Raw genomic sequence first — 11,644 nt, 5'->3', positions numbered from 1 at the left:
GCTGGGAGGAACGGTATTTGGGGAATCAGGGCTGGAATCGTTGCTGGTCAAGGGTTTCAAGCGCTACGAAAGCGAATGGTGTCAGGAGCAACACCCTCTTGCTCGCATCCGCACCGGGCGGGGAGAAAGCCCCGCCAGCACTTCTATCTACTCGCCCTCCGTCAAAGCTGAATCTTCCTGATGGTGCGAGTTGCTGTAAAAACTAGCAATAATCGCCACCATCAACCACCACAGCATATTAACTTCTGGTCGGTACCAAACGGTATCCACAAAACCGTGGGCCATCATGCCGGCTAAAGTTGCGATCGCCCCAATCAACCAAAACCCCTGATTCGATTTGAGATTTGGGATTTGAGATTTGGGATTTCGGGATTCTTCCTCTAAATTAGAGATGTTAAATTGTGCATCCCGCAGATTTTTGATCTGCAACAAACCTTGATTGACGGTGACAGTCATCAGCCAAAGGAAACACATTAAACCGATAAAACCAGTTTCCACCGCAATTTCTAGCAGCACAGAATAAGCGCTCAAAGCAGTGAATTTCGGCCTCATATAAAGCGGATAAACTTTATTAAAAGCAGTGTTTCCCGGCCCAATTCCGAGAATTGGCCGATCGCGAATCATGTCAATCACCGCCGTCCAAACATTAATCCGAAAATTGTTGCTGCTGTCACCTCGGCCGATAAACATACTCGAAACTCGATCGCGCAGAGGCTCCACTAAAGCCACTCCCAAAATTAAGGATCCCGCCAAACCTCCTAACCCTAACGGCAGCGCCCAAGTTCGCCAGAACCGAGGCATCAAAGGGCTGTACCAGTACCACAGCAGCACTAAAAATACCACCAGTAGAGCCACAAAACCGATCCAAGCACCCCGGCTGTCCGTGTAGCGCAAACACGCGCAATTCACCACCAGCATCGTCAATGCTAAAATTTTTGTTCCCCATCCTTTCCACACAAAAAGTGCGGCGGCGCTCAATGCAATGGCTGGCAGTAAATAGGAACCAAGCAAGTTAGGATTTCCCAGAAAACTGTAAACTCGCGTGACATTGGCTTGAGTAGAAGTCGGATCGTTCCAAGTAGCTAATGGCGGCACTTTGTCAATCCACTGCCGCACGCCGTAGAAACTGACAATTAAAGAGACGTTCAAAAATACGGCAATTAACCACGATCGCCAACGGGGCGATCGCAAGATCCGAGCCATCAGCGCAAAAAACAGCAAATACAGCGTTAGCTTGCTCCAACCAGTAGCAGCGGCGACTTTGACCGGCGACATGGCGGTTGCGACGGTGGCAATGCCCCAGTACAGCAGTACCAGCAAGTGAATCGGCGTGAAGGGGATCTCGCGATCGTCCGAAACAGTTAGCAGCACCCAAAATGCAGCGCTAGCCGCCATCAACACCCCCACCAAGGCATTGTTTACAAACGGCGCAAAACCGAAAGTCAAGGCCAGCAAAACAAAACCCAAGGGTTCGGCCCACTGCATCAGCCAGCTACTTTGTCGCCAACTGCGTAAAGAGCCGATCGCCAAATTGAATAAATAACTTCTACTTTGCCACTGAGATAGCGGCAAATTTGCCAGAGTTAACTGTTGCCAAACTGAATTCATTGCTATTTTAGATTTGTACTTTGTAATGGGGCATTGGGCATCGGGCATTGAGCATCGGTTATTGGTTATTGGGAATTGGTTATTAGTTATTAGTGGAAATTTGGCAGTGGTTATGAGTTATTGGAAATTGGTTATTAGTTATTTTATTATCTAACAACTAACAACTAACAACTAACAACTAACAACTAATAAAAACAGTCAACAGTCAACTAACTTCATCCCTTAACAACTAACAACTCACAACAACAGTCAACAGTCAACAGTCAACAGTCAACAGTCAACTAACTTCATCCTTCCAACAATTCCGTAGCATTTGTGCAGGGCAACCAGAGCACGTAGCGATATCCAGATTCCGGGGTTCCTTGAATCGAGAGTTGACCGCCTTGAATTTCCACCAATTGGCAGCAAAGCAGCAGCCCCAAGCGTTCCCGCGCCCCGTAACCAGCTAAAACAGGTGCGCTATCCTCTGCATTCTGGGCCACCAAAGCCGCCAACTCAGAAAACGCCAGCGTTAAGCGCTGCGAACCCTGTGTCGGGAGTTGCGCTTCGAGTCCGAGGGAGTCGGTTTCGGAGTTCGATGGCGAACCGCTACCAGATCCGGCATTCAACAAGTAGTCGGTGTAGAGTTTAGCATGGGGCAAACTTTCCCCTAACCAAGGATGAAAAACCCAAACTCCGATGTTGATACCGTCTTCTTTCCGAGAAACGTGGACTCGAATCACGCTGCCTGCCCCAGCAGATTGAATAATGCTAAAAATTAAGTGGTGCAGCATTTGCTGAACCTTATCTTTATCTACCAACCAGATGCGCGATCCGGGCCCCATCGACAAATTAATTTCTTGCTCTCGTCTACTTGCCACCGACGACAGAATTGTCACAACCTGCTGGCACAGAGTTTCTATATCGACTGCGGTTCGCTTCAAGGTGAAAGCGGAATCATCTAGTTCTGCCAGTTCCAAAATTTCTTCAACTAGCGATCGCAAAGAGCGGCTGCTGTCTTGGATCACGTCAATATATTCTTTTTGCTTGCTCGTTAAGGGGCCATAAATTTCTTGTTTCAATACGCTTGCCATGCCGAGGACAGAAGTGAGCGGTGTGAGCAATTCCTGCGCTAAATTATTCAGCAGTTTTACTTTAATTGAGTTAGTAGACAAATCGATAGGTTTGTTAGTCATCGGTAATTTTTATTGGTTCATTGTCGAGCGAGAGTTTGCGGTTCATTAGACCTATTCCAAAAGTCTATAACAATCTGTTTATAATTCACCACAAAAAAAGTAGTCAAGAAAATATAGCAATCCTTGCAGGAGTCGTAAATTTTTGACCCCACCCCAACCCTCCCCTTATCAAGGGGAGGGAGTAAGAAATTCACAAATGATTTAGGATGGCTATATATATTCATTCTTCCCTTGAAGCTCTTCGTTATCTGAGTAATTAAGATTTAATCATTGCTTCTAAAGCTGATTGCAAGTCTTGAGTGAGTTCGGCAACTGCTAACCTACGGCTGGTTTGATATCGATCCCAACGATCGCTCACTGATATGGGTTCGCCCACGGTCATTTGTACCTGCTGTTTGCCCAACTTCGGTCTGCCGAAAGGATTTCCCCCTTTGATGCGAGCCAGTACGTCCCACAGCAGTAAAGTTGTTTCTGCCAAACGTTCTGCTGTCAGTTGTTCTGCGACGTACCTGCCCGTGACGGACACGAAACTTTCTACAAGTCTCATGTGCCACATCCGAAGACTTGCTTCTTCAGCGAGGCGATCGGCTAATCCTCTTTCTAAGGGAGAAAGTGCTGCAATATCTTTGATATCTTCACGATAAATATACTCCCAGCCTGCTTGTTCCAGACGACGGCAGCGGTCTATTAAACTGCCTTTGGGCTTTAAGTTAAAATATTCTTCTGCTACTTCCAAACCCACGTCTAACAGTGCTTTCAGTCGAGCTATCATTACTTCATTGTCAAAATTAGTTGTCGTTTTTTCGGTAATTGATGATGGTAAAGTGGATAGTTTTGGCGGTAAATTTTTATGATAAAAACGGCTGTAAAACTCTTCCATCACTGTTAGCAAATGGCTGCCCAGTCGAATCAGGCGCAGATATTGGAATTGGTGATTTGGGTTTTCGGAATCAGGATTGGCAGTCTTTAAATTTTCGATGTCGGTGCGCTCTAAGGGTGGCAGTCCGCAATCAATTTCTAATTGAGTTAAAAGTTTTTCTAGGGGTTGCCAAGGTGGATTGATATAGCGGTATTGAATGCCGATCGGCACAATTAAAACTTTTTCAGTGCGTCCGGCTTTCAGCAAATCTTCAACGCACCAGAAACCCATTTGAGCAATTCCCGGTTCGAGGGGGCTAACTATTTCATTGTGACCGTTGGTAGCGCCTTCTGGGGCGGCGGCAATCGGGAATTGGCTGTTGGCAAATAAATTGCGGGCCGATCGCAATCCAGCGCGATCGATTTTACCGCGAACAATCGGAGTGCCACCGAGTTGGGAATACAACCAGCCGACTCCCGCACCGGCCCACAGGGGAATGCCGCGATCGTAGATAAAGTGGGAATGTACCGGGAATTGCAGGGGAATGCCTTTGGCCCGCGCCGCCTGGGGAACGAGTTTCCAAATTAGTTGTCCCAAACAGTAGGGATCGTCTGAGTTGGGGTGGCGGAAGGCTAGCAAGAAGCGAACTTTCTGATCTTGAAATTGGTGGAATAGTTCTGCGAGGGTTTCGACGTTTTCGGCTTGAACGTGGCTGATACTGGTCCGAAATCGCAGCCACCAGGGGAGTATTTGCTTACAACCTTGCATCATTAGCGGGTTGTAGGCTGGGGGGATGAATTCCAGCGGCGGCTGAACTTGGCTAATTGAATTGGGCATTTTGCTATTTTAAATTTTAAATTTTAGATTTTAGATTACTAGGTTAGGGTAAAAACTTCCAATTTTTATGATGCTGAAGTTTTTTTATTAACCGCAGAGGACACAGAGGACACGGAGGATGAGAGGAGATAGCAAACCGTGTCAATTTAATGTCAAAAGTATTACCCGTCTGGGATTGAATATCATGTCGAGTCGATCGACCCCAATATTTTGGTCGGGGCCGGTTTACGGTATTTCTGGCTTATATTACAACTTGGGGGTGAACCCGGCCATACAAGAATTACGATTATTTTACAGGACTCGATATGAAACCATCATTTTTTTTACCCCCGTGCCCTTGACAAGGGGGGATGGGAGGGGGTCAGAAACTCGACTAAAAACCAATACGGTTCAGTTAAGAAAATTTTAGCGAAAATGTTGGGTTTCGTTCCTCAACCCAACCTACGCACTACGCACGATCGTTTTTTTTAGCACTAACTGAACCGTATTGGACTAAAAACGAGATTTATCCTCAGTTTCAGCCTTCAACGCAGATTTTTGCAATCCAAAATCTAAAATCTAAAATCTAAAATCTAAAATCCTATTGTGCGGCTTCAAATATCATTTCTTGGAAGTTAATAACATCCGATCGCGGATCGCAGTGGGTGACTTTGACTTCTAGCCGATCGCCTATTGCGACCGATCGACCAAATCGCATTGCCAATTCTAAACCCAAATCTTCCAATAAAATCAATCCGAGATTGCTGTCTTCCCTCAGCCAGCGCAGCATTAAAGCTTCCCAAACTTCGTCTGGGTTGCGGCGCAAATATTCCAATCCCCAATAGCGGTTAGTTTGGCGTTCGACGGTAGATGCTTCTTTAACTGCGGTGCCGAGACACATCACAATGTCCTGTATTTCTTCGGCAGCAAAAGGCAGGGGTTCGCCCCGCAGGTGGGCTTTGATTTGGAAGTGAGTCAGCAAGTCGGTATAGCGACGGATGGGAGAAGTAACTTGGGTGTATAATTCCAAACCCAAGCCGGCGTGGCGTCCGGGGGTGAGGCCCATTTCGCTGCGGGGCATACAGCGGCGCACGGCGCAAGCGCGGGCGGGGCCAGCAGGTACGGCCAGCAGTTCTTCATCGGGAGGGAGTTCGGGCTGTGGCTGATAGCGGTAGGGTATGGGCAGGCTGTGAACTTGACCGTAGCGGGCGGCTAGTTCGCCGGCTAAAATCATCATTTCGGCTACTAGCATCCGGGCTGTGGAGTCGTCGATGACGTGGATTTTGATGTCGTCGCCGTTGACTTTGATGACGGATTCTGGCATGAAAATGCTGATTGCGCCTTGGGCTTCCCGCCATTTTTGGCGCAGTTTTGCAGCAGAGGCGATCGCTGCTATTTCCGGTTCTGCTTCGATTCCCAACTCCAGCATTTCGTCTACGTCATCGTAGGTCAAGCGGTAGGTGGGTTTTATGGTGCTGATGTGGATGCTGTAATCTTGAGCCGCGCCGATTTCGTCTAAGGTGACGCTGAAGCTGAGGGCGCTGCACTCTTTGCCTTGAATTAAACTCATTGGCCCGGTTGCCAAAGCTGGGGGAAACATGGGGATCATTCCCGTGGGCAGATAAACAGTAGTGGTGCGCTTTCTGGCTTCGAGGTCGAGTTCGTCTCCGGGGGAAAGCAGGCGGGTGGGATCGGCGATGTGTATCCAGATCCGCTGCTGGCCGTTTTCGAGAAATTCTAAGCTGAGGCCGTCGTCGATTTCGGTGGTGCTTTCGTCGTCGATCGTGTAAACCTTGAGGTGAGTTAAATCGAGACGATTTGTGTCGGAGTCGGTGGGGGGATTTTCTAGGCAGCGTTGGGCCACTTCTAATACCTTTGCGGAGAATTGTAGGGGAATTTGGCTTCGCCGCAAAAACAGGTTTTCGTGGGTACTCCAGAGGCCGAGATCGACTAGGAGGCCAAATGCTGCTTCGGGGTTTTCGGATCGTTGTAAGCTGGCTAAAGTTTCTAAGGCTGGGGTGCGGTGCGTTGCTTCTTCTCCGAGGAGGGCAAAGCGTTCTAGGGCGTCGAGGCGAGTTCGATCGCTATTTTCCCAATCTACATTTTCCCCTGCCAGCCGCTGTTTGACTCGATCCCAAAATCCTTGGGATTCTTGGTGTCGCTGCTGTTCTACTTCTTGCTGGTGTTTGATTTCGGCTACTTGGGCGGCAGATCGCGGTTCGTAGCGATCGCCCTTTTGTTTGAAATACAGTTTGTCTGTTGATAGCAAACAGTAGGCCGCGTAACACTGGGCCGCACTACTCTCAGAAAATAACAGCATTGCCAGGGATTCGGGATCTGCTGTTTCTCCGTCACCGACTAAAAGTTCCCAAGCGACTTCCAAACTCGACGGATCTGAGTATGCTTCTACTTCTTTGAGAAATTTGGGAATGTCGGAGGGTTTGTAAGTTTCTCCGACTACTTCGTAGCTGATTTGTTTGGGCGGTATGCTGTGCGGTTGACCGTTTTCGTCTACCACGACCCAGTTTTTCTTGCCGTCGGGGCGATCGGCAACTGCCAGACGGCGGTCGCCGTGCACTCTAAATTCTACTAACGTTCCCTTCTCCACTTGCCAGCTTTATATTTGAGATTTTGGATTTTTACAGTAGCCACTTATCGAGTTTCGAGCTTGCGATTTTAGATTTTGGATATTGGCAATTTTTCTGGTCAATTGTGAAAGTTAAAATCTAAAAAGTTGTTTTTTATTCTTGCTTTTTTTTTTAACTTTTGACTTGTGATTAAGACTTGCGCTGCTGCGACTCTTAACCCTATTTCGCGATTATTTCGCTGTATTCTTGCTGCACTATTAATGACAGAAAGACGTTCTTTTCGCGCAAGTCTTATTCCCAGTCCAAAATCTAAAACCCAAAATCCCAAATCCTGTTAACCTTCTTGGTTTACGAAGGGCATCAAAGCTACAATTCTTGCTCTTTTGATGCTTCTGGTCAGGTCTCGCTGCTGTTTTGCCGTCAAACCGGTAATCCGGCGGGGCAAAATCTTACCGCGTTCTGTGACGTATTTTTTGAGCAAATCGACATCTTTGTAGTCGATCGGGTCTCCTGGTTTGATGGGCGAAACGCGCCGGCGAAAGTAAGTCATGGTTTGTTGTTTGTTGACTGTTGACTGTTGACTGTTGACTGTTGTCTGTTGTCTGTTGTCTGTTGTCTGTTGTCTGTTGACTGTTGACTGTTGACCAATAACAACTGACTACTGACAACTGACTAATGACTAATCACTACTTGATCTCTTTGTGGGCAGTGTGACTGTTGCAGTGGGGGCAGAACTTTTTGAGTTCCAGCCGCGCCGTCGTGTTGCGACGGTTCTTGGTGGTGGTGTACCGAGACACGCCTTTTGAGCGTTTGCTTACGTTTGTACGGCACTCAGTACACTCTAGAGTAATTATGATGCGGACGCCTTTAGCCATAATTCTAAATAAATTTCGACTAATTTAAACACAATTTATTATCTTCTCACATTGCTCTGCACTTGGTCAAGCAATCTTCTAACTTTGATGTCGAGGGAGTAGCCACGGCGGGTTCCGACGACGATCGTCCCGCCGATGCGATCGTGGAAAGCTTGGGGAAATCTTTCGGCGGAGGTGAGGGCAACGCTACAGTCGATCGCCAGGGGCAGCATCAGCAGCAAGACGGCGGCGTTGGTAGATGTGAGTCCACCTATACCTGCGAAGGCTAAGGCAGCGCAAAAGCCCAGCAATGCCTCGCGCTTGCACAGTTTTTGCACTCCGGGAGTCCGTTGGAATCTGGGATCGACAATTTTCATGTCCAAAGCCCAGCGCCCGAGACTTTGACCTTGGTTTTTCCTGACGATGGCTACGCGCATGATCAGCCACAGTAGGACAAAAAATATGGTTTGGACGATCGCATTATTGCCCAGAAGCAAACTGGGCAGCCAAACTGCGATTCCGTCGATGCAGAGGGCCGCGGCGCGGCGGCCGACGGATACTTTGGGAAGGAGGGGTACTAAATCGGAACTCATAGGCAAAAAGGTCGATCGCCACTAGCTACTTTTTGATCTTAAGCTCTCGATTAATCGATCGGCATCAATGGCGTGTAACTCAACTTCCAAGCCAATCGCTAATTATTCAAGCAGAAAATGGATTTTCGCCGATTCCCAACTGCTTTTTTGACTTTTCCACCTGTTCCCACAGTGTTTGGATCTGAGTAAATGCCTGTTCCACAGAGATTTTACCGTTAGATGTCAAGGAACTGATGTAACCCACTCGCTGAGAAAACTCTTGTAAATTCGCATTAAATACTAAATTCTCTGGCTTTACTTCACCGTAATAACGATTTTGAGGATATAAAAAATTTGAATTTGCTACCATTGCTTTAACCTCGCTTGAAAACTTTTTTTCTGAACTTATCAATATTATAAACCGCGATCCCCTTCTAAAGTTGTGCTGTAAGTAGCAGAAATCATGTGATATTTGGCGAGCTTTTTTGTGATGGCAATTACACCGAGAGATGAGGGCGACAAAAACCTCGGTAATTTCACCTGTACAACTTACGCATCCAGGGTCAACAACTAGGTTTCTGCCTTAAGGCTTATAACTTCGGATGTTGCGTCCAAACCAGGTTTTTGTTAGTCCAGGACTGAGTTATTGAAATAAGTGACAAAAACCCCTGAAATGGATAATATTATTGCAGACATAAATAGTTAGACTTTTACTAGGAATCTGCGTAATGTCTCCCAATGCGGGATCGCCCCGTCCCAAACCCCGGCTGAGGCAAGTTTTAATTAGACTTCCCATCGCCGTAATTGCTGGTATTATCGCCTTCAACCTTCCTCACTCCTTAATTCCAGTGTTTAAAGAATCCGTATCCCAAGCAACGCCGCCACCAGAAATCCAGAACGTGCTCGCAGGCAAGCGCAAAATTGTGATAGTGGGCGACAGCATCACCGAGGCCGGGAAATACCCCGGAGGTTACGTTTGGCTGCTACAACGCTATCTGAATGCCCTTTATCCCGATCGCAAAATCGAAATCGTCAACGCCGGAATCTCCGGTAACAAGGCGACTGATATGCAAGCGCGCTTCCAGAAAGATGCGATCGACCAAAAGCCAGATTTAGTAATGATTAATGTCGGAGTCAATCAGTGCTAAATTTGAAGAGGAACACTTGTTTTTGGTCAAGCAGGGAGCGCTGGAATTCCTAAGCTGTTAGCTAGTACGAAGTAGTATAGCATTGACAATCAAAATCAGCCACAGTTTTTTGTAAGTGATTTATTCCTTAAGTCTCTGGTAGATTGCCTTTAGCTCTTAATAAGAGCATGGTAGTGGTTGAGAACTTAACTTTTATTTGCGGCCTGCTTTGTACCCTGTCCACTTTACGTCAAGTTTGTCGGCTCAATATCAAGGTTAAAAATGCAAGGACAGAATGCACTAACAAGGCATTAGACAGTAATTCGCAGGAGGTTTTAGGGCAATGGTTGACGACTCGCTTTTGACATTGAAGCTTTGCTCGGCACTAGGCTGCGGGCTGATGGCTGGAGTCTTCTTCGCCTTCTCGACGTTTGTGATGAAAGCCCTTGCCCGACTCCAACCAGCACAGGGTATTGCCGCCATGCAAGCCATCAATATAACGGCGATTAATCCGTTATTTATGACGGCGCTATTCGGAACGGCTGCGGCTTGCATCTTTCTGGCTATCTCCTCGCTGTTAAAGTGGCATCAACCCGGTGCCTCTTACTTACTCCTTGGCAGCCTGCTCTATCTTGTCGGTACTGTAGGAGTGACGATCGCGTTCAATGTGCCGCTAAATGATGCGCTGGCGACTGTCGAGCCAAGCAGCACTGACGGTGCGAGCCTATGGGCTAGATACCTTACCGAATGGACGTTCTGGAATCATGTTCGGACGGCTGCGTCGCTGGCGGCATCGGCTTCGCTTACCATTGCGCTTTGTTAGCGATCGCGCGATAAATGCGATCGCAAAAACGAAATTTATTGAGGAGGGTAATTATAATATGGTTGTGCTACTGGATGGTCATCTTATCGCACTGTGCTAAGTAAAACATACGCGATCGCCAAAAAAGCAGAGCGTCACAATTTGGCAAAACTAATTACCTGTGCGATTATATTACTGCCTGCAAACCTAGCTTTTTCTGCTCCTACTTACTTGGGTAGCGAACCTAGTGGTGAGGCTGACAGCGTTAAATTTACTCAAAAGGTTAACATCATCCTGGCTCAAGATAGCACCCAGGTGCCGCTGAGCATTCGGTATGGTGGAACAGAAGCTAGGGGAGGCTTTGTCCTCATGCAACTTACTGCACCCAATCGAGATACAACTCAACCGGCTTACGGTGGCAAGCTTCGTCTCTACGATGTTCATCTTGCCAAAATGTTTGAAACTTCCCATTTTTTGTGCCAGCAGTTTAGAGGCGTTTCCGGTTATGAATGGGTTTATTCAGCAGGTAATGGAAGTATTCGCATGGGAAACTTTAAAATTCCCTGTCGTTTAGCTAGCGAAATGGCTTCAACCTACGGCTTAGGTAAGCCAGAACGCACAAGCATTGCCAAAGATACCGAGGGGGGCCCTCCTGAATCAGATGTCTATTCTATTCCGATTTTAGACATCACCGGTTCTAAGGTTCAGCGGTGGATGAATTTTGTGCAAAATTTTAAACCAACTAGCAGGGATATGTAGCGACCTGCAATACTAAACGCTCAAACCTGCAATAAGGGTCATTTCTCAGCGTTCGACTGATAACAACTCGACTGATCTCGCCGAACGTCTCACGCTGAAGTCCAGGATTGTTTGCAACTATAGCAAAATTGATGGCTCCCTCTCAGCAGACTCAGGCTACAATATACGATTAAGGTAAAGACACGCATCAAATAGGCTCTTTTTCATTCTTCCTTCTTCCTTATGTCTCCCAATGCGCGCTCGCCCCGTCCCAAACCCCGGCTGAGGCAAGTTTTAATTAGACTTCCCATCGCCGTAATTGCTGGTATTATCGCCTTCAACCTTCCTCACTCCTTAATTCCAGTGTTTAAAGAATCCGTATCCCAAGCAACGCCGCCACCAGAAATCCAGAACGTGCTCGCAGGCAAGCGCAAAATTGTGATAGTGGGCGACAGCATCACCGAGGCCGGGAAATACCCCGGAGGTTACGTTTGGCTGCTGGAAC

Annotated in this window: 11 protein-coding genes and 1 pseudogene; 4 read left to right on the top strand and 8 right to left on the bottom strand. The window is 47.3% G+C overall.

The genetic code is table 11. From position 1 onward, the window contains the following. Positions 1 to 147: 147 nt before the first annotated feature. From QUA43_RS29070 to QUA43_RS29035, 8 genes are all read right to left on the bottom strand, one after another. The gene (locus tag QUA43_RS29070; protein WP_333379047.1) at positions 148 to 1,608 is read right to left on the bottom strand and encodes an IctB family putative bicarbonate transporter; all 1,461 of its coding nucleotides are present in this window, start codon (positions 1,606 to 1,608) and stop codon (positions 148 to 150) included. 287 nt (positions 1,609 to 1,895) lie between these two features. Continuing rightward, positions 1,896 to 2,783 carry a histidine kinase dimerization/phospho-acceptor domain-containing protein gene (locus QUA43_RS29065; RefSeq protein ID WP_333379045.1) on the bottom strand — a complete coding sequence of 296 codons (888 nt, stop codon included), beginning with the start codon at positions 2,781 to 2,783 and terminating at the stop codon, positions 1,896 to 1,898. Between the two features lie 256 nt (positions 2,784 to 3,039). Next, on the bottom strand, positions 3,040 to 4,479 hold the full coding sequence (locus tag QUA43_RS29060; protein WP_333379043.1) for a 1-acyl-sn-glycerol-3-phosphate acyltransferase: 1,440 nt from the start codon (positions 4,477 to 4,479) through the stop codon (positions 3,040 to 3,042). A 580-nt stretch (positions 4,480 to 5,059) separates the two neighbouring features. Continuing rightward, positions 5,060 to 7,066, bottom strand: a complete 2,007-nt coding sequence (locus tag QUA43_RS29055) for a ribonuclease R family protein (RefSeq protein ID WP_333379041.1) — start codon at positions 7,064 to 7,066, stop codon at positions 5,060 to 5,062. A 314-nt stretch (positions 7,067 to 7,380) separates the two neighbouring features. Next, positions 7,381 to 7,596: a 30S ribosomal protein S18 gene (rpsR, locus tag QUA43_RS29050; RefSeq protein WP_006631377.1), complete on the bottom strand. Its 216-nt coding sequence runs from the start codon at positions 7,594 to 7,596 to the stop codon at positions 7,381 to 7,383. Positions 7,597 to 7,732: 136 nt separating this feature from the next. After that, positions 7,733 to 7,921 carry a 50S ribosomal protein L33 gene (gene rpmG / locus QUA43_RS29045; RefSeq protein ID WP_006631376.1) on the bottom strand — a complete coding sequence of 63 codons (189 nt, stop codon included), beginning with the start codon at positions 7,919 to 7,921 and terminating at the stop codon, positions 7,733 to 7,735. Positions 7,922 to 7,959: 38 nt separating this feature from the next. After that, on the bottom strand, positions 7,960 to 8,493 hold the full coding sequence (locus tag QUA43_RS29040) for an RDD family protein (RefSeq protein WP_333379039.1): 534 nt from the start codon (positions 8,491 to 8,493) through the stop codon (positions 7,960 to 7,962). Positions 8,494 to 8,599: 106 nt separating this feature from the next. Beyond that, on the bottom strand, positions 8,600 to 8,842 hold the full coding sequence (locus QUA43_RS29035; protein WP_190658612.1) for a DUF7219 family protein: 243 nt from the start codon (positions 8,840 to 8,842) through the stop codon (positions 8,600 to 8,602). A gap of 358 nt (positions 8,843 to 9,200) precedes the next feature. Here QUA43_RS29035 and QUA43_RS29030 point away from each other — a divergent pair, with 358 nt between their 5' ends. The 4 genes and pseudogenes from QUA43_RS29030 to QUA43_RS29015 form a co-directional block, all read left to right on the top strand. Further along, positions 9,201 to 9,620 carry a GDSL-type esterase/lipase family protein gene (locus tag QUA43_RS29030; RefSeq protein ID WP_333379037.1) on the top strand — a complete coding sequence of 140 codons (420 nt, stop codon included), beginning with the start codon at positions 9,201 to 9,203 and terminating at the stop codon, positions 9,618 to 9,620. Between the two features lie 322 nt (positions 9,621 to 9,942). Continuing rightward, a complete protein-coding gene (locus QUA43_RS29025) occupies positions 9,943 to 10,422 on the top strand; it encodes an anthrone oxygenase family protein (RefSeq protein WP_333379035.1) in 480 nt (159 codons plus the stop codon). Between the two features lie 93 nt (positions 10,423 to 10,515). Beyond that, positions 10,516 to 11,160: a hypothetical protein gene (locus QUA43_RS29020; protein ID WP_333379034.1), complete on the top strand. Its 645-nt coding sequence runs from the start codon at positions 10,516 to 10,518 to the stop codon at positions 11,158 to 11,160. Positions 11,161 to 11,382: 222 nt separating this feature from the next. Next, positions 11,383 to 11,644 (top strand): annotated as a pseudogene (locus QUA43_RS29015) (SGNH/GDSL hydrolase family protein); the annotation flags it as partial.

The organism is Microcoleus sp. N9_B4 (assembly GCF_036701635.1).
GTDB lineage: Bacteria > Cyanobacteriota > Cyanobacteriia > Cyanobacteriales > Microcoleaceae > Microcoleus.
Note: the sequence above shows the minus strand (reverse complement) of the source record. Positions and strands in the feature narration are given on the sequence as shown.

Coding starts and splice junctions, on each gene's coding strand:
- QUA43_RS29070 (WP_333379047.1), bottom strand. CDS start 1,608: ATGAATTCAGTTTGGCAACAGTTAACTCTGGCAAATTTGCCGCTATCT.
- QUA43_RS29065 (WP_333379045.1), bottom strand. CDS start 2,783: ATGACTAACAAACCTATCGATTTGTCTACTAACTCAATTAAAGTAAAA.
- QUA43_RS29060 (WP_333379043.1), bottom strand. CDS start 4,479: ATGCCCAATTCAATTAGCCAAGTTCAGCCGCCGCTGGAATTCATCCCC.
- rpsR (WP_006631377.1), bottom strand. CDS start 7,596: ATGACTTACTTTCGCCGGCGCGTTTCGCCCATCAAACCAGGAGACCCG.
- rpmG (WP_006631376.1), bottom strand. CDS start 7,921: ATGGCTAAAGGCGTCCGCATCATAATTACTCTAGAGTGTACTGAGTGC.
- QUA43_RS29040 (WP_333379039.1), bottom strand. CDS start 8,493: ATGAGTTCCGATTTAGTACCCCTCCTTCCCAAAGTATCCGTCGGCCGC.
- QUA43_RS29035 (WP_190658612.1), bottom strand. CDS start 8,842: ATGGTAGCAAATTCAAATTTTTTATATCCTCAAAATCGTTATTACGGT.
- QUA43_RS29030 (WP_333379037.1), top strand. CDS start 9,201: ATGTCTCCCAATGCGGGATCGCCCCGTCCCAAACCCCGGCTGAGGCAA.
- QUA43_RS29025 (WP_333379035.1), top strand. CDS start 9,943: ATGGTTGACGACTCGCTTTTGACATTGAAGCTTTGCTCGGCACTAGGC.